General features: G+C 41.9%; 27 protein-coding genes, 1 pseudogene and 1 riboswitch. Of the genes and pseudogenes, 22 read left to right on the top strand and 6 right to left on the bottom strand.

All coding sequences use genetic code 11. The annotated features are described in order from the left end of the window. The first annotated feature begins 31 nt into the window (after nt 1–31). From mtnW to mtnD, 4 genes are read left to right on the top strand one after another with little or no spacing between them, the layout of a single operon-like run. Entirely contained in the window at nt 32–1,249 is a 1,218-nt protein-coding gene (gene mtnW, locus GYO_RS29705) for a 2,3-diketo-5-methylthiopentyl-1-phosphate enolase (RefSeq protein WP_014113577.1), read from the top strand. Next, a complete protein-coding gene (mtnX, locus tag GYO_RS29710; RefSeq protein ID WP_014113578.1) occupies nt 1,246–1,953 on the top strand; it encodes a 2-hydroxy-3-keto-5-methylthiopentenyl-1-phosphate phosphatase in 708 nt (235 codons plus the stop codon). The genes mtnW and mtnX overlap by 4 nt, the downstream gene beginning before the upstream one ends. Further along, a complete protein-coding gene (locus tag GYO_RS29715) occupies nt 1,911–2,540 on the top strand; it encodes a methylthioribulose 1-phosphate dehydratase (protein ID WP_014113579.1) in 630 nt (209 codons plus the stop codon). Before mtnX ends, GYO_RS29715 begins: the two co-directional genes overlap by 43 nt. 14 nt (nt 2,541–2,554) lie before the next feature. Next, a complete protein-coding gene (mtnD, locus tag GYO_RS29720; protein ID WP_014113580.1) occupies nt 2,555–3,091 on the top strand; it encodes an acireductone dioxygenase in 537 nt (178 codons plus the stop codon). 39 nt (nt 3,092–3,130) lie between these two features. Here mtnD and GYO_RS29725 read toward each other — a convergent pair whose 3' ends face one another. Further along, nucleotides 3,131–3,451, bottom strand: a complete 321-nt coding sequence (locus GYO_RS29725) for a YkvA family protein (protein WP_014113581.1) — start codon at nt 3,449–3,451, stop codon at nt 3,131–3,133. 202 nt (nt 3,452–3,653) lie between these two features. Here GYO_RS29725 and spo0E point away from each other — a divergent pair, with 202 nt between their 5' ends. Beyond that, nucleotides 3,654–3,911, top strand: a complete 258-nt coding sequence (gene spo0E, locus GYO_RS29730; protein WP_003218598.1) for an aspartyl-phosphate phosphatase Spo0E — start codon at nt 3,654–3,656, stop codon at nt 3,909–3,911. 85 nt (nt 3,912–3,996) lie between these two features. Then, nucleotides 3,997–4,428 carry a hypothetical protein gene (locus tag GYO_RS29735; protein WP_014113583.1) on the top strand — a complete coding sequence of 144 codons (432 nt, stop codon included), beginning with the start codon at nt 3,997–3,999 and terminating at the stop codon, nt 4,426–4,428. A gap of 27 nt (nt 4,429–4,455) precedes the next feature. On the opposite strand, the gene kinD is transcribed toward GYO_RS29735, so the two are convergent. Further along, nucleotides 4,456–5,976 carry a sporulation kinase KinD gene (gene kinD / locus GYO_RS29740; protein ID WP_072566188.1) on the bottom strand — a complete coding sequence of 507 codons (1,521 nt, stop codon included), beginning with the start codon at nt 5,974–5,976 and terminating at the stop codon, nt 4,456–4,458. Nucleotides 5,977–6,167: 191 nt separating this feature from the next. Here kinD and mhqR point away from each other — a divergent pair, with 191 nt between their 5' ends. Beyond that, a complete protein-coding gene (gene mhqR / locus GYO_RS29745) occupies nt 6,168–6,605 on the top strand; it encodes a MarR family transcriptional regulator MhqR (protein WP_003232475.1) in 438 nt (145 codons plus the stop codon). A gap of 38 nt (nt 6,606–6,643) precedes the next feature. Here mhqR and motB read toward each other — a convergent pair whose 3' ends face one another. The 3 genes from motB to clpE form a co-directional block, all read right to left on the bottom strand. Beyond that, the gene (gene motB, locus GYO_RS29750) at nt 6,644–7,429 is read right to left on the bottom strand and encodes a flagellar motor protein MotB (RefSeq protein WP_003218604.1); all 786 of its coding nucleotides are present in this window, start codon (nt 7,427–7,429) and stop codon (nt 6,644–6,646) included. Continuing rightward, nucleotides 7,401–8,213 carry a flagellar motor stator protein MotA gene (gene motA, locus GYO_RS29755; RefSeq protein ID WP_014113585.1) on the bottom strand — a complete coding sequence of 271 codons (813 nt, stop codon included), beginning with the start codon at nt 8,211–8,213 and terminating at the stop codon, nt 7,401–7,403. The genes motB and motA overlap by 29 nt, the downstream gene beginning before the upstream one ends. A gap of 388 nt (nt 8,214–8,601) precedes the next feature. Next, nucleotides 8,602–10,701 (bottom strand): ATP-dependent protease ATP-binding subunit ClpE, encoded by a 2,100-nt coding sequence (gene clpE, locus GYO_RS29760; RefSeq protein ID WP_041520935.1) that lies wholly within the window; start codon nt 10,699–10,701, stop codon nt 8,602–8,604. A 367-nt stretch (nt 10,702–11,068) separates the two neighbouring features. Here clpE and GYO_RS29765 point away from each other — a divergent pair, with 367 nt between their 5' ends. From GYO_RS29765 to GYO_RS29805, 10 genes and pseudogenes are all read left to right on the top strand, one after another. Further along, complete coding sequence (locus GYO_RS29765; RefSeq protein WP_014113587.1) at nt 11,069–12,112, top strand: YkvI family membrane protein; 1,044 nt, start codon at nt 11,069–11,071, stop codon at nt 12,110–12,112. Nucleotides 12,113–12,253: 141 nt separating this feature from the next. After that, a riboswitch (PreQ1 riboswitch) is annotated at nt 12,254–12,298 on the top strand. Between the two features lie 128 nt (nt 12,299–12,426). Then, nucleotides 12,427–13,086 (top strand): 7-cyano-7-deazaguanine synthase QueC, encoded by a 660-nt coding sequence (queC, locus tag GYO_RS29770; RefSeq protein WP_014113588.1) that lies wholly within the window; start codon nt 12,427–12,429, stop codon nt 13,084–13,086. Continuing rightward, nucleotides 13,079–13,528: a 6-carboxytetrahydropterin synthase QueD gene (gene queD, locus GYO_RS29775; RefSeq protein WP_072182858.1), complete on the top strand. Its 450-nt coding sequence runs from the start codon at nt 13,079–13,081 to the stop codon at nt 13,526–13,528. Before queC ends, queD begins: the two co-directional genes overlap by 8 nt. Continuing rightward, entirely contained in the window at nt 13,521–14,252 is a 732-nt protein-coding gene (gene queE, locus GYO_RS29780) for a 7-carboxy-7-deazaguanine synthase QueE (protein ID WP_014113590.1), read from the top strand. Before queD ends, queE begins: the two co-directional genes overlap by 8 nt. 17 nt (nt 14,253–14,269) lie before the next feature. After that, nucleotides 14,270–14,767, top strand: a complete 498-nt coding sequence (gene queF / locus GYO_RS29785; protein WP_003218613.1) for a preQ(1) synthase — start codon at nt 14,270–14,272, stop codon at nt 14,765–14,767. A 392-nt stretch (nt 14,768–15,159) separates the two neighbouring features. Next, entirely contained in the window at nt 15,160–16,356 is a 1,197-nt protein-coding gene (gene ykvP, locus GYO_RS29790) for a spore protein YkvP (RefSeq protein ID WP_041520936.1), read from the top strand. A 15-nt stretch (nt 16,357–16,371) separates the two neighbouring features. Continuing rightward, entirely contained in the window at nt 16,372–16,599 is a 228-nt protein-coding gene (locus GYO_RS29795) for a LysM peptidoglycan-binding domain-containing protein (protein WP_014113592.1), read from the top strand. Nucleotides 16,600–16,689: 90 nt separating this feature from the next. Further along, on the top strand, nt 16,690–17,625 hold the full coding sequence (locus tag GYO_RS29800; protein ID WP_014113593.1) for a glycosyl hydrolase family 18 protein: 936 nt from the start codon (nt 16,690–16,692) through the stop codon (nt 17,623–17,625). Between the two features lie 132 nt (nt 17,626–17,757). Further along, nucleotides 17,758–17,896, top strand: a pseudogene (locus GYO_RS43705) (preQ(1) synthase); the annotation flags it as partial. Between the two features lie 277 nt (nt 17,897–18,173). Next, nucleotides 18,174–18,464 (top strand): DUF3219 family protein, encoded by a 291-nt coding sequence (locus GYO_RS29805; protein ID WP_014113594.1) that lies wholly within the window; start codon nt 18,174–18,176, stop codon nt 18,462–18,464. A 120-nt stretch (nt 18,465–18,584) separates the two neighbouring features. Here GYO_RS29805 and GYO_RS29810 read toward each other — a convergent pair whose 3' ends face one another. After that, nucleotides 18,585–18,770: a YkvS family protein gene (locus GYO_RS29810; protein ID WP_003232446.1), complete on the bottom strand. Its 186-nt coding sequence runs from the start codon at nt 18,768–18,770 to the stop codon at nt 18,585–18,587. Nucleotides 18,771–18,934: 164 nt separating this feature from the next. Here GYO_RS29810 and ykzS point away from each other — a divergent pair, with 164 nt between their 5' ends. The 5 genes from ykzS to pfeT all read left to right on the top strand — a co-directional run bounded on the left by ykzS (nt 18,935) and on the right by pfeT (nt 24,210). Next, nucleotides 18,935–19,129 carry a protein YkzS gene (gene ykzS / locus GYO_RS29815; RefSeq protein ID WP_003218622.1) on the top strand — a complete coding sequence of 65 codons (195 nt, stop codon included), beginning with the start codon at nt 18,935–18,937 and terminating at the stop codon, nt 19,127–19,129. 298 nt (nt 19,130–19,427) lie between these two features. Then, the gene (locus GYO_RS29825) at nt 19,428–20,057 is read left to right on the top strand and encodes a cell wall hydrolase (RefSeq protein ID WP_014113595.1); all 630 of its coding nucleotides are present in this window, start codon (nt 19,428–19,430) and stop codon (nt 20,055–20,057) included. A 117-nt stretch (nt 20,058–20,174) separates the two neighbouring features. Beyond that, complete coding sequence (ykvU, locus tag GYO_RS29830) at nt 20,175–21,512, top strand: sporulation protein YkvU (RefSeq protein ID WP_014113596.1); 1,338 nt, start codon at nt 20,175–20,177, stop codon at nt 21,510–21,512. Nucleotides 21,513–21,562: 50 nt separating this feature from the next. Next, a complete protein-coding gene (gene stoA, locus GYO_RS29835) occupies nt 21,563–22,060 on the top strand; it encodes an endospore biogenesis thiol-disulfide oxidoreductase StoA (protein WP_041520938.1) in 498 nt (165 codons plus the stop codon). Between the two features lie 236 nt (nt 22,061–22,296). Then, nucleotides 22,297–24,210, top strand: coding sequence for a metal-transporting ATPase PfeT (gene pfeT, locus GYO_RS29840; RefSeq protein WP_014113598.1), 1,914 nt, complete (start codon nt 22,297–22,299; stop codon nt 24,208–24,210). Nucleotides 24,211–24,234 lie beyond the last annotated feature (24 nt).

The following is a 24,234-nucleotide window of genomic DNA, read 5'->3' on the forward strand; positions in this document are numbered from 1 at the left end:
TTTATATGGATGAAATGAAAGGAGCTCTGGCATGAGTGAGTTATTAGCAACATATCTCCTGACCGAACCGGGAGCCGATACAGAGAAAAAAGCAGAACAAATCGCAACAGGATTGACAGTAGGCTCATGGACAGATCTGCCCCTTGTAAAACAGGAGCAAATGCAAAAGCACAAGGGGCGGGTGATAAAGGTCGAGGAAAGAGAGGGAACTCCTGCATCAGGGAAACAAGCGGTGATCACAATTGCCTATCCTGAAATCAATTTCTCTCAGGATATTCCGGCTTTGCTGACAACAGTGTTTGGCAAGCTGTCGCTGGACGGAAAAATCAAATTACTCGATCTTCACTTCTCTGAAGCATTTAAGCGCACGCTGCCGGGACCGAAGTTTGGCGTATACGGCATCCGGAAGCTGCTGGGAGAGTTTGAGAGACCGCTGTTAATGAGCATTTTTAAAGGGGTTATCGGAAGGGATCTGAGTGATATTAAAGAACAGCTCAGGCAGCAGGCGCTTGGCGGAGTTGATTTGATTAAGGACGATGAAATTTTCTTTGAGACAGGTCTGGCGCCTTTTGAAACAAGAATTACAGAAGGAAAGCAAATATTGAAAGAAACGTATGAGCAAACCGGGCATAAAACGCTGTATGCGGTCAATTTGACTGGACGTACGGCTGATCTGAAAGACAAAGCGAGACGCGCTGCCGAATTAGGAGCAGATACGCTTTTGTTTAATGTCTTCGCTTACGGCTTGGACGTCATGCAAAGCCTAGCGGAAGATCCCGAAATCGCAATCCCGATTATGGCACATCCAGCTGTCAGCGGGGCGTTTACGTCTTCTCCGTTCTACGGATTTTCTCATGCTCTTTTGCTCGGAAAATTGAACCGGTATTGCGGTGCTGACTTCAGTCTCTTCCCATCTCCATACGGTTCGGTTGCGCTTCCAAAAGAAGATGCGCTGGCGATTCACGAAGAATGTGTAAGAGAGGATGCCTTTAACCAAACATTTGCCGTTCCGTCAGCAGGCATTCATCCCGGTATGGTTCCGCTTTTAATGCGGGATTTCGGCATAGATCATATTATTAACGCCGGGGGAGGCGTACACGGACATCCGAACGGCGCCCAAGGCGGGGGCAAAGCGTTCAGAGCCATAATTGATGCGGTCTTAGAAGCCCAGCCGATTGATGAAAAAGCCGAACAATGCAAGGATCTAAAGCTTGCCCTTGATAAATGGGGAAAGGTTGAAGCTGTATGACGACTCGAAAGCCTTTAATTATTTGTGATTTTGACGGAACCATCACGATGAACGACAACATTATAAGCATCATGAAAACATTTGCTCCGCCGGAGTGGACGGCATTAAAAGATGGCGTGCTGTCCAAAACGCTGTCGATCAAGGAAGGTGTCGGACGGATGTTCGGCCTTCTGCCAAGCAGTTTAAAAGAAGAGATTACAAGATTTGTATTGGAAGATGCAAAAATCAGGGAAGGCTTTCGGGAATTTGTAGCGTTTGTCAAGGAGCATGAGATTCCGTTTTATGTCGTAAGCGGAGGAATGGACTTTTTTGTATATCCATTGCTTGAAGGCATTGTGGAGAAAGACCATATTTATTGCAACCATGCTTCATTTGACAATGACTATATTCATATTGACTGGCCCCATTCTTGCAAAGGGACTTGCAGCAATCAATGCGGGTGCTGCAAGCCGTCAGTGATACATGAACTCGCTGAACCGAACCAATATATCATCATGATCGGTGATTCGGTTACAGATGTAGAGGCAGCAAAGCTGTCTGATCTTTGTTTTGCAAGGGATTATTTATTAAACGAATGCCGGGAGCAGAACCTGAATCATCTCCCGTATCAAGATTTTTATGAGATAAGAAAAGATATTGAGAATGTAACGGAGGTACAGGAATGGCTGCAAAACAAGAACGCTGGAGAGAACTCGCTGAAGTAAAACGGGAATTGGCTGAACGAGATTGGTTTCCGGCGACTAGCGGCAATCTGTCTATTAAAGTTTCTGATGAGCCTTTAACATTTCTCGTCACTGCAAGCGGAAAAGATAAACGCAAAGAGACGGATGAAGATTTTCTGCTGGTGGATCAGTACGGAGAGCCTGCCGAAAGCGGGCATTCTCTGAAACCGTCAGCCGAAACGCTTTTGCACACACATTTGTACAATAAAACCAATGCCGGATGCTGCCTGCATGTCCATACGGTAAACAATAATGTGATCTCAGAGCTATACGGAGATCAAAAGAAAATCACATTCAGAGGCCAGGAAATAATAAAAGCGCTCGGCCTGTGGGAAGAGAATGCAGAAGTGACCATTCCGATCGTTGAAAATCCGGCTCATATTCCGACGCTCGCGGCACTGTTTGCCGAAGAGATTTCAGAAGATTCAGGAGCTGTTCTGATCCGAAATCACGGTATTACCGCTTGGGGAAGAACAGCATTTGAAGCAAAAAGAGTGCTTGAAGCATATGAATTTTTGTTCAGCTACCATTTGAAATTGAAAACACTCCAGCACCAGCTGGTTAAATAAAAGGAGGAACTGAAATGGCAACAATTCGAATTCATGATGAGGCAAATACAACGATTGAAAATCAAGAGGAAGTAGCAAGCTTTCTGGACAGTCAAGAGGTTATTTATGAGCAATGGGATATCGCGAAGCTCCCGGAACAGCTTTCAGAGAAATATGATCTGACAGAAGAAGAAAAACAGCAAATCCTTGATACCTTTGAAACTGAAATTAAAGATATCTCAGCCCGCCGCGGCTACAAAGCACAGGATGTTATTTCTTTGTCAGATAGCAATCCGAAACTTGATGAACTGCTTGAGAACTTTAAAAGAGAGCATCACCACACAGACGATGAGGTCCGTTTTATCGTAAGCGGACACGGCATTTTTGTCATTCAGGGCAAGGATGGCACGTTTTTTGATGTCTGTTTAAACCCTGGAGATTTAATCTCCGTGCCTGAAAATATCCGCCATTATTTCACACTTCAGGAGGATCGCAAAGTTGTCGCGGTGAGAATCTTTGTCACAACTGAAGGCTGGGTTCCAATTTATGAAAAAGACAGCGTGAATCAATAAGCAGGAAAAGCCCCGTTCGAAGAACGGGGCTTTTTATATTTATTGCAAACGCCACTTTTCATATTGTGACATTTCTTTTTTAATCAGCATCCAAATCAAACCTAAAACAGCTGCATCGTCAATGATCCCAAGACCGAGTAAAACATCTGGAATGATATCGAGCGGCATGGCGATATATAAGATGGCAGCAGTTAGAAGAAAAAGCGTTTTAACCTGGGAACGTGGATAGTCGCCGTTTCTCCAATCGCGAAGCATTTGAAAAAAAACAGTAATGTGCTGGATACATTTTTTTCGGTTTTTCCTTTTTAACATCGCTTTTCCGCCTGCCGCTCCGAGCATCATTGCTTTCTTTTTCTTCATCGGGCATCCCTCCTGCTTGGCGGTGTGTTTAAGATATTCTTCATCTGGGTATTGTTCTTCTAATCCTATCAATATATCTATTATACCTGAAAAAATAACTTATTTAATGAAAATATGTTTACAAATAAAGTATAATCTGTAATAATGCACAATAACCCAATCAAACTTGTTTCCTATTTCTTAGCGGCGAGGGGTGAAGTGAATGGGCGGTTCTTCTGAACAAGAAAGATTGTTGGTGTCTATTGATGAAAAAAGAAAGTTAATGATAGATGCCGCTAGAAAGCAGGGATTTACAGGGCATGACACGATCAGACACAGTCAGGAGCTGGATTGTTTAATAAATGAATATCACCAGCTCATGCAAGAAAACGAACATTCTCAAGGGATTCAAGGCCTTGTAAAGAAATTAGGCTTGTGGCCCCGCAGAGATGTTATGCCAGCATATGATGCAAATAAATAGCGGCGCTGTCAAATGCATATATAAAGAGAGAGCTTTTCAGAAGCGCTCTTTTTTTCTGGAAAAATTCATATGAAAGAGGGAACTGATGAAAGAACTGGCGATTCTCATTACTGAAATGGTCAATCAATTTCATGACGCTTTTATCTCATTATGCGGAATGTTTGGCATTCATTTAACCGACAAAGAGATGCATTTTTGGGTGATCGGCATTTTTGGCATAATCTTTTTCGGCGTCACTCACGCTGTGTTTTCATGGCTTTCTAAATGGAGCATGACAGCCTTGTCCTTTATCTATACCGTTACAGTGATCATTGTTATCGTATTTGCGATTGAAATTCAGCAAAAAGTGACGGGGAGAGGGAACATGGAGTTTTTAGATGCCACGGAAGGGTTAAAGGGTTTTTTAGTATTCTTTATGTTTTTTTTGCTTCTGAAATTGCTGTTCCGCTTCATCAAAATACTTTTTTCTGGCAGAACAGCAAGCAAGTCGACTGGCAATCCACGGTCACGAAGATAAAAAACCCTCCTGACACGGTCAGGGGGGCTATGAAGCGGATACGGGGAGGGTGATCGTCACCTCTGTGCCTCTTCGCACTTCACTTTCGATATGAATAGAGCCACCGTACATCAGAACGATCCGTTTACATACGACAAGGCCGAGACCGGTTCCTTTTTCTTTAGAAGTAACAAAGGGAAGGAAGATATGATCCAGCATTTCCTGAGAAATCCCTTCACCGTTATCCACAACTTTGATAATGGCCTTTTTATCCAAAGCTCCCACTGAGATCGTCAGTTTGCCTCCTTCAGGCATTGACTCGAGGCCATTTTTTGCTACATTTAAAATCACTTGTTTAATATGATCTTTGGTGCATTTTACGAGCAAAGGCTGCTCAGTTAAATACTGTAATTCGACTTCAACATTGTATAGGTTGCCCTCAGAATAGATGATCGGCATAATTTCACCGATAATATCCTGGAGCGAGTTCAGCTCCCATTTTTCAGCTGTCGGCTTGCCGAGAACGAGAAACTCACTCACAATTTGATTAATGCGCTTTATCTCTTGTTCGATAATGGAGAAGTAAAGCTGATCTTCTTCACCTTTATATTTCTTTTGCAACAGCTGAATAAAGCCGCTTATGCCGGTGAGCGGGTTACGGATTTCATGGGCTGTGCTGGCAGCAAGCGTTCCGATCAGCTCTAATTTTTGCGCCTCATTTTCTGAGCGCTCCAGCTGTGTCTGCCGCTTCAGCAAATAATACAGCACGAGAATAAAAAGGATATTCAGCAGAACAATACTACATGAAAGCGGAAGCACAAGGCTTTTCGTCAGTTCTTCTATTGTAACCGGGTTCGGATATACTTTCATATTCCAGCTGATATCATCCAGATATCCGCTGACAGGTTTCTGATCTATTGCATGTGAGGCCTGTCCGCTCGTAAAAATTATTTTTCCGTCTTGATTCACAACTTCAATATAAACATCAGGGCTAAGTAAGTTAATGAGATTTTTCAGATAATCAATTTGAATAGCTGCGACGAGATAATTTGTCACATTTCGTTTTGAGTCCAAAACAGGGACACAAATTGTAAAAATCGGCTGGCCTGTAATTCTGCTCGAATAACTATCTGAAATGACTGTCTTTTTTGTTTCCTTCGCTTTTGTAAAAAAAGATCTGTCGGCCAGGTTTACTTTCATTTTTAACTCTGTTGTGCTTGCGGTGACGTCTCCTTTGGCATTTAGAAAATAGAGACCGGAAAATCTCGGCTCTGAATCAAAGGTTTTTTCCAAAATCGACTGCATTTTCTTTATATCAACCGGTCTGTCGATGGCGATGGACAAGGAAGTCATTCTCGCCTCTGTTTCTCCGATTAAATAATTGATTTTGTTGCGGTGAAGATTCAGCATTACACTCGCTTCTTGCTTATGTTCTGCAGCTATTGTATCTTTTTCTTTTTCATATACGAAAAAGCTGATGACGATTGCCGGAATCACGACCAGTATAATATAAAGTTTGACTCTCCCGCAGGCGCCTTTTAGTATTTTCAATTTGCATCGCTCCAACATACACCTGATTAGAGGTATTATATCATTGTTTCTTCTTCTTTAATAAGAAAAAATAACCAAAAAAATTAGAAAAGATGTTGAGCAGCTTATAATATAAAAAAGAAGAGAAATATTGGAAAGATTTTTATTGACATTTCGGTCTTTGTTTATTAATGTTTCTCTGTAACGGTTTCTAAAAGGATGATTGAGACATGACAGAAAAATCACTGAAGTTATTTATCGTGCTGTCGCGCGCGTATCGGTCCATTAACGATCATATGAATAAGCATATTCATAAGCATGGACTAAACCCGACTGAATTTGCTGTGCTAGAGCTGTTGTACCATAAAGGCGATCAGCCGCTGCAGCAGATAGGAGATAAAATTCTCTTGGCTAGCGGGAGCATCACATACGTTGTAGATAAGCTGGAACAAAAAGAACTCCTCATTCGGAAAGCGTCTCCTACAGACAGACGTGTGACATTTGCACAAATTACTGAAAAAGGCATCGGTCTTTTGAATGATATTTTTCCTGATCACGCTGCTGAAATTGATGAAATGATCAGCGTATTAAGCGAAGAAGAGGTAGAGATGTGCACGGAAATGTTAAAAAGAGTAGGATTAAACGCAAAACAGTTTCATAATAAGTAAAAAAAGGAAGCCTGATATGTCACAGGCTTCCTTTTTAACTATTTTTCATTTGTTTCCGCTGCGCCTCTCGGCAAGATGAGAACTTCAACACGCCGGTTTTTGCTTCGGCCTTCCGCTGTTTTGTTGGAAGCAACCGGTTTATACTCACCATACCCCTTGGCACTGAATACTTTTGCATCGAGCTTAGGGTTTTCAATCAGTAGCCCCATAAAGTTGACCGCTCTCATGACGCTTAAATGCCAGTTTGATTGGAATTCAGAATTTTTAATTGGCATATTATCAGTATGTCCGCTAATAATGATATTTCTTGGCGGATTAATCACAAGAAGATTTGAAATCTCTTTTGCAAGCGGAACATCTTCCTTACGGATGGTCGCTTTCCCAGAATCAAAGAAGATACTGTCTTTAATCGTAATCAGAAGGCCTTCACTAGTCATCTTCGTTTCCAGCTGATGTTCCAGCTTTTTATCTTTGATGAACTTTTCCACCTGGCTCTTCACATTTTCAAGTTCTTTTTGATCAGCGGCTTTTTCTTTTTCTTTCTTGTTTTTCTCTTTCTCTTCTTTATCCTTTTCAACTTCATCGATTCCGTCTGACTCGTTTTCTGGAGGGGTGACACTGGAGTAGTCCATTACGCCGGTGCCGCCTGTAAAGACTTCATTAAATGATTTTGAAAGCATCTGAAACTTAGCTGCGTCAATCGAGCTGCTCGCGTACAGCACAATAAATAATGCCAGGAGAAGAGTAAGGATGTCGGCGTAAGGGACGAGCCATGATTCATCAACGTGTTCGTCCTCATGCTTCTTCTTCTTTTTTCTCGCCATTTTGCGCCTCTCCTTGTTCTGCAAATTTCAAGCGGTCCTTCGCAGGAAGATACATTAAAAGCTTTTGTTCGATGACTTTCGGTGCCTGTCCTTCTAAAACGGATAAAACACCTTCAATCATGACCTCACGCAGTTTTACTTCTTGTTTTGATTTGCGTTTTAATTTATTTGCGAAAGGATGCCATAATACATATCCCGTAAAGATACCGAGAAGGGTGGCGACAAAGGCTGCACTGATAGCGTGTCCAAGCTCATCTGTATTGTCCATATGAGAGAGGGCGGCAATCAGTCCGATTACAGCGCCTAGTACTCCAAGTGTCGGCGCGTACGTTCCCGCCTGTGTAAAAATAGCGGCTCCGGCTTGGTGCCTGTCCTCCATCGCTTCGACTTCCTCTGTCATGATATCTCTGATAAATTCCGCACTTTGCCCGTCAACAGCCATGCTGAGCCCGTTTTTCAGGAAAGCGTCATCTACATCCTCAATGCTTGCTTCTAAAGCAAGCAGGCCTTCGCGGCGTGCAAGCTGGGCCCATTCAGAGAACATAGGAATGAGCTCCTCTATCGTCAGCTGTTTGTTTTCTTTAAATAACACTCGGAACAGCGCAGGCACTTTTTTAATTTCTTTTGTTGGGAACGCAATAACGACTGCTGAGATTGTCCCGGCGATAATAATTAAAATGGCAGCTGGGTTTGCAAGCGCACTGAAACTGACGCCTTTCAGAACCATCCCCACGCTCAATGCCACAAAAGCAAGAATAACACCTATTAACGAAGTTTTATCCATAGTTTTCACCAAATCCTTTTTTACTAGCTTGTCTATGGTTAATATCGGTTTTGGTGCCCGGAACTTTAGGGACATTGTGAATTTGTTCATGAAATATTCAAGGAAGAGGCATAGTAGGGAGAAATAAACAAAAACGGGCCTTTCGAAATTGAAAAGCCCGAGAGTTTAGCGGTATTGAATTTGGCAGTTTGTTTGCAAGCTGTCCTTCAGACAGTTTTCATATAATAATAGAAATAAATATTCACTGTATATAAACATGTTCCATCCCTCCTTAAGAAAAGTGTAAAGGATGAAGGGAAGTAACGCTTCGGAGGAAGGAACGGTATTTTCTCAGTAAAGAGTATGAATCCGCAAAAAAGCGGCTTCCTAAATAGGAAACCGCTGATTATTATTTCGCTTGCACTTTGATTGTATGATCTTCTGCAATGACGTGAAAACTTGTGATCTCGCTATTGTCAAGCAGCAGATCGGTCATTTTATCCTCAATCCATTCTTGGATGGTTCTTCTGAGCGGACGTGCGCCGAATGATGGGTGGTAGCCCAGCTCAGCGATTATTTCTTTCGCTTCGTCTGTCACACTCAAGCTGATGCCGCGTTCTGACAATGTTTCTTCAAGTTCTCCAAGCAGCAGGCTGACGATTTTGACCAAATGTTCTTTTTCCAGTGAGCGGAACTCAATAATGCTGTCAAAACGGTTGAGGAACTCAGGTTTAAAGAACATGCTCAGTGAATCAATCAATGTTTGTTCTTCGATTACACTGTCATCTGATTGGAAACCGACTTTCGTTTGTTTCTCACCAGCACCCGCGTTGCTTGTCATGATAATCACAGTGTCTTTAAAGCTTACGGTTCTGCCTTGGCTGTCTGTCAGACGGCCGTCCTCCATAATTTGCAGGAACATATGCTGAACGTCAGGGTGTGCTTTCTCAATCTCATCGAGCAACACGATGCTGTATGGATTGCGGCGCACTTTTTCTGTTAATTGCCCAGCTTCCTCATGGCCGACATATCCAGGCGGTGAACCGATGATTTTAGAAACGGCATGTTTCTCCATGTATTCGCTCATATCGAGTCGGATCATAGCGTCTTTTGTGCCGAATAATTCATCTGCCAGCGTTTTAGAAAGTTCTGTTTTCCCTACGCCAGTAGGGCCGACAAAGAGGAAGGAGCCTACTGGTCTGTTTTTGGATTTTAATCCGGCGCGGCTTCGTCTTACCGCTTTTGCCACTTTTTGAACAGCGGCTTCTTGTCCGATCACGCGTTCACGAAGTTTTGCTTCAAGCTCTTTCATTTTTGTTTGTTCATCTGCCTGCAGTTTGCCGACAGGGATGCCTGTTTTTTGTTCAATGATATCCTGAATGTGCTCAGCTTTCACAGTGACAGCGGAATGAGCAGAAGAGCTGTTCAGCTTTTTCTCTAATGCAATTTCTTCATCACGGAGTTTTGCCGCCAGTTCGTAATTTTCTTCTTCCAAGGCTTTTGTTTTTTCGGCTTCAATCGCAGTTAAGCGTTCAGCCGCATCTTCGTCATTCAGCTCATCAATTAACAGATTGGCTTTTGAACCTGCTTCATCTAATAAGTCAATTGCTTTATCCGGCAGGTGTCTGTCCTGAATGTAGCGGGATGATAAAGTCACACATGCTTTGATTGCTTCATCACTGAATGTCACGCCATGATATGCTTCGTATTTGTCTTTGATCCCTTGCAGAATGAGGATGGCCTGTTCAATTGAAGGCTCCTGCACCATAACAGGCTGAAAACGTCTTTCCAGCGCGGCATCTTTTTCGATTTGACGGTATTCTTTCAGTGTTGTCGCACCGATGACTTGCAGTTCACCTCTGGCAAGTGCAGGTTTAAGAATGTTGCCAGCGTCCATTGATCCTTCAGCAGAGCCTGCGCCAACGAGAAGATGAATTTCATCAATGAACAGAATGACATTTTTTCGTTCTTTCAGCTCAGTGATCAGCTGTTTCATTCTCTCTTCAAATTGGCCTCTGATTCCTGTGTTTGCAACAAGGGATGCAACATCAAGCAAGTAAAGCTCTTTGTTTTTCAGTTTGTTTGGAACATCACCTTCAGCAATTTTTAAAGCAAGTCCTTCGGCGATGGCGGTTTTCCCAACACCCGGCTCACCAATGAGAACTGGATTGTTTTTGTTGCGGCGGTTCAGAATTTCGATCACGCGCGCCACTTCTTCATCACGGCCGATGACGGGGTCAATGAGACCTGCTTTTGCACCGTTTGTAATATTTTGAGCCAGCTCATCAAGCAATCCTTTTTTCTCGCTTTGTTTTGCTGCGCTATGTTCTTTCGGCTGGAATGCTTGTTCAAACGGAAAACCGAAAGAGTGAGGACCCATGCTCATTGAGGGTTTACGAGTCAGTTCGTTATAGCAGGTTTCACATAGAACCATATGTTTATGAACGGAATTTATTTGCATGTTAAGGCGAATCGTCGCCTCGTTTTGATGACAATGTTGACAACGCATTTGCCAAAACCTCCTTAAAAGTTTGATCTTCTTTGACCAATGAATGTGAATAAAAAGGTCGTTTGTATTTGACCTTCTTTGACTATTAGTATACGGCAAACTTAACGGCTTTCAAAACAATTTGCTCAGAGCAGTCTGACTATTTGACTAACTTTGACCAATTGGTTTTTAAAAAAGGCCGGTTCATTTTGACCAACTTTGATTAATAGTATACTCTGACCATCTTTGACTTTCAAGTCTTTTGCGTAAAAAATTTTTGATTTGTTTACACAGTAAAACATGTTTTCTTCGTCTTTTCAAGGAACTTGTCTCATAGGTTATAAAAAGGCATATATGGACAAAACTGCGGTTCGTTCGGAGGGGAGAAATGGAACAATCAAAAGGGTCTGCAAGTCAGCTTGCTTTTGTGTATGTCGGTACAGTAGTCGGAGCTGGATTTGCGACTGGCAGGGAAATTGTTGAGTTTTTTCTGAAGTTCGGCTGGTTCGGTTTATTCGGTATTATCATCAGCGGCGGGATGTTTACGTTTTTGGGGGCCAAGCTGATGATCATTTCAAAGCGAATCAATGCCAAGTCATATCAAGAAATGAATATATTTTTGTTCGGTGCGACAGCTGGGCGGATTATCAATGTGTTTATGCTGTTTGTTCTCCTCGGTGTCACATCTGTTATGCTTTCTGGGGCAGGGGCGCTTTTTGAGGAGCAGCTGGGGATGTCTGCTCAGATTGGGATGCTGATTACAATTGGATTGAGCTTAATTGTGATGACTAAAGGGGTAAAAGGCATTTTCGGTGTCAATGTGTTTGTTGTTCCTCTTTTGATCATCTTTTCTATGATTGTGGTGGCCGACTCTTTTATTTTCAGCGAGTCGCGGAACGCAGCTCAGTGGGTCTGGCCACATCGCTGGGACTGGCTGTTGTCAGCGGTTTCTTACGGCGCTTTGAATTTATCGCTTGCCCAAGCGGTTTTGGTTCCACTGGCGAATGAAATGCCATCGGAAAAAGTAATAAAAAAAGGCGCTTTAGTTGGAGGCACGATGCTGACGATTGTGCTGTCCGCGAGTTTTCTGTCATTGTCGACACTCCCGGATGTATTTTTGTATGATATACCGATGGCTCAAGTGGTTTATCTCTTTGCGCGATCTGTCCATTTGATTTATTTGCTCATTATTTTCGGTGAAGTGTTCACATCAGTTATCGGCAATCTATATGGGTTGGAAAAACAAGTGCAGAGCTTTCTGCCAATGAAAAGCAAATATATCTTTGCAGCCATTATGATTACGGCTTATATCACGAGCCAAATTGGATACGGCAAGCTGATTTCAACGATTTATCCTTTGTTTGGCTATGTGAGTTTGGCCTTCATAGGCGCCCTGATTTGCAAAAAGTCTCCCCGGCGGCGCAGTTTGTAACATACATATATAATGAAGCGAGCCGTCATTGCAGAACGATGCTTGAACGGAAAGCTAGGGGCTGACTTTTTTTATTGTCAAGAAAAACAACATTATGGTAAGATAGCAGAAGTGAAAAATTGAAGAAAATCCGTACGATATGCGGGAGAGGTTCTAGCTACACCCTCTATAAAAAACTAAGGACGAGCTGTATCCTTGGATACGGCCTTTTTTATGTTTTTCTAGAGCACCTTCCGAAAAGGTGTTTTTTTGTGTAAATCAGCTGTAGCGATGTCTCTCGCCGAAAGTTTTTATTGCGGAGAAGGAGAGGAATCATGAAAAAAGAAAAAGCAATTGTCGTATTTAGCGGCGGTCAAGACAGCACCACATGCTTACTGTGGGCTCTAAAGGAATTCGAAGAAGTCGAAACGGTGACTTTTCATTACAATCAGCGTCATTCGCAGGAAATTGAAGTGGCAAAATCCATTGCAGAAAAGCTTGGTGTGAAAAACCATTTGCTCGATATGTCACTTTTAAATCAGCTTGCACCGAATGCTCTGACAAGAAATGATATTGATATAGAAGTAAAAGACGGCGAACTGCCATCCACATTTGTTCCGGGCCGCAATTTGGTATTCTTATCTTTTGCGTCTATCCTTGCATACCAAATTGGCGCGCGCCACATTATTACAGGAGTTTGCGAGACAGACTTCAGTGGTTATCCTGACTGCCGTGATGAATTCGTGAAATCTTGCAATGTAACAGTAAACTTGGCGATGGAGAAGCCGTTTGTGATTCATACGCCTCTCATGTGGCTGAATAAGGCAGAAACGTGGAAGCTTGCAGATGAGCTTGACGCGCTTGATTTTGTAAAAAACAACACGCTGACGTGTTATAACGGCATCATCGCAGACGGCTGCGGCGAATGTCCGGCATGCCACCTTCGTTCAAAAGGGTATGAAGAGTATATGGCGATGAAAGGAGAGCGTGCATAAATTGTTATCTCAAATTTATCCGCAGGCCCAGCATCCTTATTCATTTGAATTGAATAAGGACATGCACATCTCAGCTGCTCATTTTATCCCTCGGGAAAGTGCTGGAGCGTGCAGCAGGGTTCACGGGCACACGTATACCGTAAATATAACCGTTGCCGGTGACGAACTTGACGACTCCGGCTTCCTTGTCAATTTCAGCGTACTCAAAAAACTGGTGCACGGAAACTATGATCATACGCTTTTAAATGATCATGAAGATTTTTCTCAGGACGACCGGTATTCGCTGCCGACAACTGAAGTCGTGGCGAAAACGATTTATGACAACGTACAGGCTTATTTAGACACATTGGAGAATAAGCCGAGCTGTGTACAGGTGTTTGTCCGTGAAACACCGACAAGCTACTGTGTCTACCGTCCGAAAAAGGGTGGTTTGAATGGCTAAAGGAATTCCTGTATTAGAAATATTCGGCCCGACGATTCAAGGAGAAGGCATGGTGATCGGACAGAAAACGATGTTCGTCCGTACAGCCGGCTGTGACTATTCCTGCAGCTGGTGTGACTCCGCCTTCACTTGGGATGGGTCAGCTAAAAAAGATATTCGCTGGCTGACGGCTGAGGAGATTTTTGCAGAGCTTAAGGACATTGGCGGAGACGCGTTTTCCCACGTGACGATCTCAGGCGGCAACCCGGCCCTGTTAAAGCAGCTGGATGCTTTTATCGAACTGCTGAAGGAAAATAACATCCGTGCAGCGCTCGAAACCCAGGGGACCGTTTATCAGGATTGGTTTACGCTGATTGATGATCTGACAATTTCTCCAAAACCGCCAAGCTCAAAAATGGTGACAAACTTTCAAAAGCTTGATCACATTTTGACTTCGCTTAAAGAGAATAACAGACAGCATGCTTGCAGCTTGAAGGTAGTCATTTTTAATGATGAAGATCTGGAGTTTGCCAAAACGGTGCACAAACGTTACCCGGGAATCCCGTTTTATTTACAAGTCGGTAATGATGATGTGCATACGACAGATGATCAGTCACTGATTGCACATTTGCTTGGAAAATATGAAGCGCTTGTTGATAAGGTAGCTGTCGACGCGGAGCTGAATCTGGTCAGAGTGCTTCCGCAGCTCCACACCCTGTTATGGGGCAACAAACGCGGAGTATAATAGAAAGGAAGATAAATATGACGACAAGAAAAGAATCAGAATTAGAAGGTGTCACACTGCTTGGCAACCAAGGAACAAATTATTTGTTTGAATATGCGCCGGACGTGCTGGAATCCTTCCCGAATAAACATGTAAACCGTGATTACTTTGTAAAATTCAACTGTCCTGAGTTCACATCTTTATGCCCGAAAACAGGACAGCCTGACTTTGCAACAATCTACATCAGCTACATTCCTGATGAAAAAATGGTTGAAAGCAAATCATTAAAGCTGTATCTGTTCAGCTTCAGAAACCATGGTGACTTCCACGAAGACTGCATGAACATCATCATGAATGACTTGATCGAATTAATGGACCCGCGCTACATTGAGGTATGGGGCAAATTCACGCCAAGAGGCGGAATTTCCATTGACCCGTACACAAATTACGGAAAACCGGGCACGAAGTATGAGAAAATGGCCGAATACCGTATGATGAACCATGACTTGTATCCGGAGACGATTGATAATCGTTAATGAGAAGTCAACAAAATTAGGTAAGGTCACACTTGAAAATGGTTCATTTTATGGGGGAACGTGTGACTTTTATGCAATGAAAAATTGATCGTTCAGAAGTTATTTAAGGCGTACAAATGTGTACGTCTTTTTCTTTTTATGCACAAAAATAAACTATTAACTACGTCAGAAGGCTAGTCAAATCAAAGAAAAAGTGTTTTGTAAATCGCTTGCTTTTTCTGTGCTGGCGAGAGAAACGATTCATTTTCATTCTCTTACAATTTCATTTTGCAGGAAGCTATCACGTTATCTCGCACTTGAACATTTTTTATAGACTGGTACCGCGACATATTATTTTACTTATACATACCAATAAAGTAGACATTAAAAGGTGAAAGAGAGGGCGAAAATGTGTGAAAATTCTTTTCCTCGAGAGTCATCCCATGTGGCTCTATGGTTTACCGAATGGGTTTAGGGAAGCAGGACATATCGTAATGATTTCGGGTCCTGTAAGTCGGGAAAATATCACTGAAATGATAGACGAATTTAAACCAGATCTAATAGTATCTATGGGATGGACACCAGAGCATTCAAGGGAAAAGCAAATCTGGATTCGCAACGCAACTAAAAAGGTGAATATCCCCCTTGTTTATTGGGCAACTGAAGACCCACTGCACACTCAAAACTTTACCATCCCGTTAATTAAAAAGATGAAACCGGATTTTGTTTTCACGGTTACGCCTTCTCTGTGTAAAACTTATGAAAGCATGGGGATTAAAGCAGCCCACTTAGACTTTGCCTATCACGAAAGTATACATCACCAGATTAAACCATTAGCAAAATACAGTTGTGATATAGCAGTGGTAGCTAATGCTTACCCTAATTTTCTTGAAGAACATCCGGAAGTGTTCCGTTCGTCCTCTTTAAAAACGCTTATTCGTCCTCTTATACGAAAGGGTATTCGCATTGATTTTTGGGGGAGAAATTGGGAAAACATGAGTAAATATATAGGAAGAGAAATTCCCCGCAATTGGATCCATGGATACCTTGATTATACTGAAGCGTATAAAGTTTACAGTTCAGCAAAAATCATTATCGGATTGCAAAACTGTGAAAGCCAACTTACGCAACGCACCTATGAGATTCTTGGTTCCGGGGGGTTTTTATTGACATCGGATACACCAGCAGTTCGAGATAAATTCAAACCTGGTCGCGATCTTATCGTTTCTTCCTCACCCAAAGAAACATTGGAAAAGGTTAAATACTATTTGAATCATGATAGCGAGAGAAAAAAGATTCGGATAAACGGTAAAAAGGCTGTAAAGAAAGATTCCTATCGGCATAGAGCTGAGAAAATGATTGAGGTGCTAAAAAGCAGAGGAATCTTAAGAAACGTAGGGGAAACCATTCATTATGTAGATGTCCTCAAAGAAAAATACGAGATTCATCATGTTACTCCCGGTGAAACATTATCAAAAATTGCAAGGAAGTATAATGTTTCCCTTCAGCAGATCATGGAGCTTAATCATTTCAAATCGGATCAAATATATGCTGGACAAATTATTAAGATTAGAGAGAAACGGTCTAGAGATGTAAACAAATTTTTCTAAAGGAGAGTCATATGAATGAAGGGAAAAATACCTAAAACAAGAAATCAAGCGAATAAAGTAAAAAGAACGCCTCGTTATATGGAATTTCCCGTAACATATGAAGTTTATCATGTGGAACCTGGCGATACATTATGGGCGATTTCCAAATCCTTTAATATTCCGGTACAACAACTTATGAATCTTAATAAAATTTCTTCAGATAGAATTTATCCAGGACAAATTATAAAGATAAGAGAAAGATAATCTTTGAGAAACGAAACAAATTGAAATGATCAGTCTTCATTTTTTTATTTGTTGGGAACTTGATATTTTTGGGGGTGAAGGGGTTATGAGATGTTTCAAATGAGCTATTTCTATTCTGGATTAGGTAGCGATTTTATTCAACACGTTGATCAAACGAACGGAGTATTAAATGTCGTGTCTCCTGATTTTTTCTATATCAGAAAAGATGGATTATTACTTCTCCGTTCAGCTGATCCCGATGTGATTAAAACTCTTCATAGAAGAAAATTAAAAGTAGTTCCTTTTCTAAGCAATCATTGGAATCAGGATTTGGGACGATTTGCATTAAAGAACCGAGTGCTTTTGGCTAAACAAATTTCTCATGCAATAGAAGAACTAGATTTGGACGGAGTTAATATCGATATAGAAAACCTTACAGAAAAAGATCGGAAGGCATTTACGGATTTTGTTAGACTGGTAAGAAAAAGTATTCCTGGACATAAAGAGGTATCAGTTGCAGTGGCGGCAAATCCTTTTGGCTGGACGAAGGGCTGGCACGGATCATATGATTACGAAAATTTAGCAAAATATGCAGACTATCTTATGGTTATGGCCTATGATGAAAGCCGCCTTGCTGGGCCTACTGCAAGTGTAGGATGGGTGGAAAGGTCCATTCAATATGCTCTAACCCAAAAAATCTCCCCTCAAAAACTAGTTTTAGGATTGCCATTCTATGGCCGCTGCTGGATGAATGGCGAATCTAATTCCCAAGCCATTCCCCTTTACCTTGTTGACTCATTAGTAAAAAGACATAACGGGACAATTATTTTTGACACAAAGAGTCAATCTCCAAAAGCGGTGTTTACGATCAATCACGACAAGAAGGGTCCATTACCTTCAGGAACATATACATTATGGTTTGAAAATGAACAGTCACTCAGAGCAAAAATAAAAATCGTTCAAAAATATAATCTGAAAGGCCTTGGCAGCTGGAGTCTTGGACAAGAGGATTCGTCAGTCTGGAATAAAGTGTTTAAAAATATATAAGGATTTATAGTTCTAAGCAAAATCCAAGATAATTGTAATGAATCTCTAAATCTTGGACATACTGAAAAGCATTTATTACGGGTACAGGTAAAACAGTGAGGACAAGGGTTGAATTCCAAAGGCCCTTGTCCCATGAACAACTTGATTGAATTAGAGGACCCGCTACATTGAAGTATGGGGCAAATTGATCCGTGGTCCGTACACAAATGACGGAAAGCCTGGAACAAAGTATGAGAAGATGGCTGAGTACTGCATGCATGATGGATCATGACTTGTTAATAATCGTTAATATAGTTTCTTCTGAAAAATGCAGGGGATTTTTTACATAAAAAAGACGAGTGAATTCGGGGGGGATTCCACTCGCCGCTTTCTAATGAAAAGACGGGATGCTGGATGGCAGCTCGTCTGTTTTATTATAGTTGATCGAACATATGTTTGTAAAGGTGTCTTTTCTAAAGAATTGGTTAACATAATAGGTCAGAACAGATTCATTGTAAACGTTCGCTAAGGTATGCTAAGATGCATGAACTATAAAGGAGTGAAATGAAGTGAAGACATTGCGATTAAACGATGTAACATTAGAAATGGCTGCATATCAAAAGGAGAGCGAGCCGAAGCGCAAAATTGCATTTACCCTAAACGTTACGAGCGAGACTTACCATGATATCGCTGTCCTGTTGTATGAAAAAACGTTTAACGTCGAGGTTCCGGAACGAAATCTTGCCTTCCGGGGGGAAATTACAAATTATTCAACGTCATTGACCAACCTGTATGAAGCAGGATCTGTCAGCGAGTTCTATATAGAAATAACGGAAACAGACCAAAACGCCGATTCATAATCGGTGTTTTTGATGTAAAAAAGCTGCCGGCCGGCAGCTTTTGAGAAAGCGAATTTCATATGTAAGGTGTTTAATTGTCCGTCTTGCAGTTTTTGCGAATGAATGTGGAAATGAGGAGGTTTAATAGGAGTCTCTGATGATCTTATAATTTTTATGATTAACAACTGTCAATGAATCTAACTCAAGATCCCGATAGTTATCCATAATCGTGACATCAACGATTACAGAATTCTCATTTACTTTTTCAACAACACCGGTTAATCCGTTTTTAAATTCAATGACGTTTCCAACCTTAGCGATTTTCACAAGCTTCCTCTCCTTTAAACATAATAATGCCTTTTGAAAGTATTTTGCAGTATTTTCATTGAGAAGTAAAGCGATAAGGAGTTTTATCTCCCTAATGAATTGTCCTGACGTTATAAAGATGGTATATTGATTTTCGTCAAAAGAAAGAAAAGGGGGAATTTTCGTTGCGTCCCGAAGAGATTACAGAAATGATTGAACAGCTGCGCACCGGCGCAATAAACGAACTGAGAGTCCAGAAAGAGCATTTCCTGGATTTCAGGGCTGTGTTATCTAAACAAGATGATTTTAAACATTTCCGAGGAATTGCCCAGCAAGGCGGAGATGTTATATTTCAATACTTAGAACAGCCAAGAAGCTGAAGGTTTCTCATACGTGAGAAGCCTTTTTATCATATATGACAGAATACAGGCTCTTTATTACACTCAGTTGTAACAGATGTAAACAAAATGTAAAACGCCAAAAATGGATAAACATGTTTTGAATTGACAAGATTTATAGAATTTCAAGCTGTTTTTCTTCCATTAACCAGCCTGTCATCCGGTATATTCCATCCTGATGCCTCCTTGGGAGAGTTGGAAAATCTTTTTCCGTGAAAATGAATGGATCTCTTGTTAAGGTTATGAAGTGTTTTTTTGAGCACTTTAAGGAGGAAACTGTATGACGACGAAATTCACTGCTCTGGCTGTTTTTCTTCTTTGTTTCATGCCTGCAGCAAAAATTGAACATACACAAGCTTCACTACTGAGCACAAAGAAGACAAAACATGAAGAAGCGAAATGGCTTACACATATAGATCAAGACAAAGACGAATCTTTCCCTTCACTGTCTGCTGATAAGGACCAGAAAAAAATAAAGCCGATCAAGCTATCAGCACACACTGAAAAGAAAGAGAAAGACAAGCCGACCAAAACAACTGAAAAGAAAGAAACATATACACAGTCTGAAAAAGATCTGCTGTCCCGTCTCGTTCACGCAGAGGCTAAGGGAGAATCCTATAAAGGCAAGGTCGCCGTAGCAAGCGTTGTGCTGAACAGAACGGAGAAAAAAGGTTTTCCTGATACAATTAGAGGGGTTATTTATCAGAAAAATGCCTTTGAACCGGTTGCAAACGGAAGCATTAATCAAAAGCCTGATAAAGAATCGATTGCTGCTGCTGAAGAAGCGCTGTCCTCAAAAAATAGAGAAACAGATGCCATATTTTTTTATAATCCGAAAACAGCGTCAGATGATTGGATTCGTTCAAGGAAAATCATAGAAAAAATCGGCAGGCACGTTTTTGCCATCTAAGCATAGAAGAGACAATTTGTCTCAGCTGTGCTTTTTTACATATAAAGAGTAAAAATAAAATAATTTTTGAACTTGTCTCATATGATGTTGGTAGTACAAGAGACAAGGAGAGACATCATGAATCGATTTGTGAAAGGGATCATTCTTTTATCCATTGCCGCCTTTTTCGCTGAATGCCTTGAATTTGTCGTGAATATGATTTTGGCGCGGGAGCTTGGCGAGCACGGGATGGGGCTTTACATGAGTATTTTGCCCACGATCTTTTTAATTATAGTCATCGCAAGCCTGGAACTGCCGATCTCAATTTCTAAATTCATTGCCGAATCAAACCCTAAGCTTCATGAAAGCATGCTGAGGCACGCATTCAGAATGACGGTCGTTTTTACAGCGTTTTCTACTGCTGCTGCCAGTATTGCGCTTCCGTTTATTCCGGTATTTGATACATACCACCCGTTTATTAAAGGGATTGTCATCGGCTTAATTCCTATTGTCGCCTTTACTTCAATCGCCAGGGGCTATTTTATGGGTGTACAAAAAATGGGGAAGATCGCAATCGCCAATGTGCTGAAAAAAATCATCCAGCTCTTGTGCTTATTCCTCTTTTTTCAATGGTATTCATTTGAATTGGATATGGCTGTGCTGATTTCCTTGTTTGTCCTCGTCGTGAGTGATGTGGTTGTGCTTGTTTATTTATATTCACAATTTATCATGGCGAGGCGAGCGGTATCCGGCCAGCAGCACATTCATTTGCGTGGAAAGGATGTAAGAAAAAGACTGCTTGCCGTTTCCATTCCTACAACAGGGCTGCGCATTTTTCATGCGGTTGTCAATGCGATTGAACCCTTTTTAGTAAAAGGAGCGCTTTTGGCTGCGGGCGTTGCCGGGACAGCGGCGATCGATCAATATGGAATGCTGGCCGGTGTGGCTGTGACGATAGGGTCGTTCCCTGCTTTTATTGCCCATTCGTTAATGGTTGTCATGATACCGAGTATCTCGGAAGCTTATGCGCTTTCGCAATATGACGTCGTATTAAAAAGACTGAAGCAGTCGATTTTCATTACGTTTGGCTACGGCATACCGGCCGTCTGGATCATGTTCCAGTTTGCGGGACCGCTCACACATTTGTTTTTTCACTCCCCCGAAGCGCAGTATTACTTGCAGCTGTTGTGGCCTTACTTTCTCTTTCATCTGTTTGTCATGCCGCTGCAGGCGTGCTTAATCGGGATGGGGTTTGTTAAAGAAGCTTTTTATCACAATGTCTGGAGCCATATCGTGGCCCTAAGTATGATGTATGTGCTGGGATCAATGGAGAATTTGCAAATGCTCGGGATTATCCTAGGGATGAACACTGGCATGATTTTGCTGACGAGCCTTCACTATACACAGATTTGCAAAGCGCTGCGGGTATCTGTTTTCCTTACGGGAGGAAACAGAACACCGCGAATTGAAGGATGATAAAGAAAAAGCAGGGGCAAGCTAATTGAAAAGCATGAAAGGAAGATTCCATGTTGACGAAGCGCTTGCTTACTGTATGCCTTATGTTATTGGGGATGATTGCATGGTTTCCTGATGTGGCAGCCGCTGGGGATAAACAGCCTGCAGTTCCCGCTGTTTTTCTTATGAAAACGATAGAAGGGGAGGATATCTCGATCCCGCATAAAGGGCAAAAAACCATCCTGCATTTTTGGACATCTTGGTGTCCGCCCTGCAAAAAGGAGCTTCCCCAGTTTCAATCGTTTTATAATGCCCATCAATCCGACGGCGTAAAGCTGGTAACGGTGAATTTAGTGAACTCAGAACAAAATCAGCAAGCCGTTGAAGACTTTATTAAAGCAAACAAGCTGACGTTTCCGATCGTTCTTGACTCAAAAGGAGAATTGATGAAGGAGTATCATATCATCACGATCCCAACATCATTTTTGCTGAATGAAAAGGGAGAAATTGAAAAAACAAAAATTGGCCCGATGACGGCGGAACAACTGAAAGAATGGACGGAAGAATAGGCTGAGAGCATAGACTCTCAGCTTTTTTCATGTAGTGAAGAATTGGATGAATGTTAATGATAATTATTATCAAGAAGAAATTAAAATAATTATAATTGAAATTCTCATTGCGCATGCTATAATAAAGGAAGACATCAAGAAATAACTGACGATAAAGCTGCCTTTTGGGCGGCAATTTTGTTTTTATAAGAGAAATGATGATGATTTACGTTCTCAATTAGAGAGGAGAATTTGATATGAATGAACAAGTTATCGTTCAACACGATCCGCATGAGCCATTAAAAACAGAGCAGAGAGAAAAAAACTGGGCACAGCATGCAGAGCTTATCGCAGCACTCGTGTCAGGCGCTCTTATTTTGGCAGGCTGGCTCTTATCCGGATATCAAGTATTATCAATAACACTTTACTTGCTGGCTTTTGTGATCGGCGGATTTGCTAAAGCAAAGGAAGGAATCGAAGAAACGCTCGAATCCAAAACGCTGAATGTAGAACTTTTAATGATTTTCGCTGCAATTGGTTCCGCCTTGATCGGATACTGGGCGGAGGGTGCTATTTTAATATTTATTTTTTCCTTAAGTGGAGCTTTAGAAACATACACGATGAATAAAAGCAGCAGAGATTTAACATCTTTAATGCAGCTTGAGCCTGAAGAAGCAACGCTGATGGTCAATGGTGAAACCAAAAGAGTACCGGTATCGGACTTGCAGGCCGGTGATATGATTGTGATCAAACCCGGAGAACGTGTAGCGGCAGACGGTATCATTGAATCGGGCTCAACAAGCATTGATGAGTCAGCATTAACAGGTGAATCAATGCCTGTAGAAAAAAACAACGGTGATGCTGTATTTACGGGAACTGTGAATCGCAACGGCTCCTTGACCGTCCGTGTCACGAAAGCAAATGAAGATTCGTTATTCAGAAAAATTATCAAACTGGTTGAATCTGCGCAAAGCAGTGTTTCGCCCGCACAAGCTTTCATCGAACGATTTGAAAATGCTTATGTAAAAGGTGTGCTGATCGCGGTGGGGCTCTTGTTATTCGTGCCGCACTTTGCGCTGGGCTGGAGCTGGAGTGAAACCTTCTACCGCGCAATGGTGTTTATGGTTGTCGCTTCACCTTGTGCGCTTGTCGCTTCTATTATGCCGGCAGCTTTGTCCTTGATTTCAAATGGCGCCCGCAACGGTATGCTTGTGAAGGGCAGCGTCTTCCTTGAACAGCTGGGCTCTGTGCAAATGATCGCCTTTGATAAAACGGGCACTGTAACAAAAGGCCAGCCTGCCGTTGAGACGATTAGAATTGCAAAAGGATTCAGTGAAGCGGAAGTGCTTGAGGCCGTCTATGCAATCGAAACGCAATCAAGCCATCCGCTTGCTCAAGCAATAACAACGTACGCTGAAAGCCGAGGCGTAAATCAGTCCGGCTACATATCTATAGAAGAAACATCAGGGTTTGGCGTTATGGCAGAAGTGTCGGGCGCGAAATGGAAGATCGGTAAGGCGGGTTTTATCGGCGAGGAAATGGCAGCACAATTTATAAAACAAACAGCATCAGATATCATTCAAAGCGGCCATACGATTGTATTTGTGAAAAAGGATGACCAAATAGCTGGCTGTATCGCACTGAAAGATCAAATCAGGCCCGAAGCAAAAGAGGTCATGGAAGAATTGAACCAACTTGGCATTAAAACGGCCATGCTGACAGGGGATCATGAGGACACGGCTCAAGCGATAGCGAAGGAAGCCGGAATGACAACTGTTGCTGCAGAATGCTTGCCTGACCAAAAAGTGAATGAAATCAAACGGTTAAAAGAAGAATTCGGAACGATTGCAATGGTCGGTGACGGAATCAATGATGCGCCGGCACTCAAAGCGGCGGATGTTGGCATTGCAATGGGCGGGGGAACAGATGTCGCTCTTGAGACCGCTGATATGGTACTCATGAAAAACGATTTGAAAAAGCTCGTAAACATGTGCCGCTTGTCACGGAAAATGAACAGGATTATCAAACAAAATATCGTGTTTTCTCTAGCTGTGATCTGCTTGCTGATTTGTGCAAACTTTTTGCAGGTGATGGAATTGCCATTTGGCGTGATCGGTCATGAGGGAAGTACAATTTTGGTGATCTTAAACGGGTTAAGACTCCTAAAATAAAATCAGCAGTCCAATTGGGCTGCT

Origin of the sequence: Bacillus spizizenii TU-B-10 (assembly GCF_000227465.1) — a bacterium.
Taxonomy (GTDB): Bacteria; Bacillota; Bacilli; order Bacillales; family Bacillaceae; genus Bacillus; species Bacillus spizizenii.

Excerpts from the sequence above, each read along its gene's own strand:
- mtnW (WP_014113577.1), top strand. The coding sequence starts at position 32 with ATGAGTGAGTTATTAGCAACATATCTCCTGACCGAACCGGGAGCCGAT.
- mtnX (WP_014113578.1), top strand. The coding sequence starts at position 1,246 with ATGACGACTCGAAAGCCTTTAATTATTTGTGATTTTGACGGAACCATC.
- GYO_RS29715 (WP_014113579.1), top strand. The coding sequence starts at position 1,911 with ATGGCTGCAAAACAAGAACGCTGGAGAGAACTCGCTGAAGTAAAACGG.
- mtnD (WP_014113580.1), top strand. The coding sequence starts at position 2,555 with ATGGCAACAATTCGAATTCATGATGAGGCAAATACAACGATTGAAAAT.
- GYO_RS29725 (WP_014113581.1), bottom strand. The coding sequence starts at position 3,451 with ATGAAGAAAAAGAAAGCAATGATGCTCGGAGCGGCAGGCGGAAAAGCG.
- spo0E (WP_003218598.1), top strand. The coding sequence starts at position 3,654 with ATGGGCGGTTCTTCTGAACAAGAAAGATTGTTGGTGTCTATTGATGAA.
- GYO_RS29735 (WP_014113583.1), top strand. The coding sequence starts at position 3,997 with ATGAAAGAACTGGCGATTCTCATTACTGAAATGGTCAATCAATTTCAT.
- kinD (WP_072566188.1), bottom strand. The coding sequence starts at position 5,976 with ATGTTGGAGCGATGCAAATTGAAAATACTAAAAGGCGCCTGCGGGAGA.
- mhqR (WP_003232475.1), top strand. The coding sequence starts at position 6,168 with ATGACAGAAAAATCACTGAAGTTATTTATCGTGCTGTCGCGCGCGTAT.
- motB (WP_003218604.1), bottom strand. The coding sequence starts at position 7,429 with ATGGCGAGAAAAAAGAAGAAGAAGCATGAGGACGAACACGTTGATGAA.
- motA (WP_014113585.1), bottom strand. The coding sequence starts at position 8,213 with ATGGATAAAACTTCGTTAATAGGTGTTATTCTTGCTTTTGTGGCATTG.
- clpE (WP_041520935.1), bottom strand. The coding sequence starts at position 10,701 with ATGCGTTGTCAACATTGTCATCAAAACGAGGCGACGATTCGCCTTAAC.
- GYO_RS29765 (WP_014113587.1), top strand. The coding sequence starts at position 11,069 with ATGGAACAATCAAAAGGGTCTGCAAGTCAGCTTGCTTTTGTGTATGTC.
- queC (WP_014113588.1), top strand. The coding sequence starts at position 12,427 with ATGAAAAAAGAAAAAGCAATTGTCGTATTTAGCGGCGGTCAAGACAGC.
- queE (WP_014113590.1), top strand. The coding sequence starts at position 13,521 with ATGGCTAAAGGAATTCCTGTATTAGAAATATTCGGCCCGACGATTCAA.
- queF (WP_003218613.1), top strand. The coding sequence starts at position 14,270 with ATGACGACAAGAAAAGAATCAGAATTAGAAGGTGTCACACTGCTTGGC.
- GYO_RS29795 (WP_014113592.1), top strand. The coding sequence starts at position 16,372 with ATGAAGGGAAAAATACCTAAAACAAGAAATCAAGCGAATAAAGTAAAA.
- GYO_RS29800 (WP_014113593.1), top strand. The coding sequence starts at position 16,690 with ATGTTTCAAATGAGCTATTTCTATTCTGGATTAGGTAGCGATTTTATT.
- GYO_RS29825 (WP_014113595.1), top strand. The coding sequence starts at position 19,428 with ATGACGACGAAATTCACTGCTCTGGCTGTTTTTCTTCTTTGTTTCATG.
- ykvU (WP_014113596.1), top strand. The coding sequence starts at position 20,175 with ATGAATCGATTTGTGAAAGGGATCATTCTTTTATCCATTGCCGCCTTT.
- stoA (WP_041520938.1), top strand. The coding sequence starts at position 21,563 with ATGTTGACGAAGCGCTTGCTTACTGTATGCCTTATGTTATTGGGGATG.
- pfeT (WP_014113598.1), top strand. The coding sequence starts at position 22,297 with ATGAATGAACAAGTTATCGTTCAACACGATCCGCATGAGCCATTAAAA.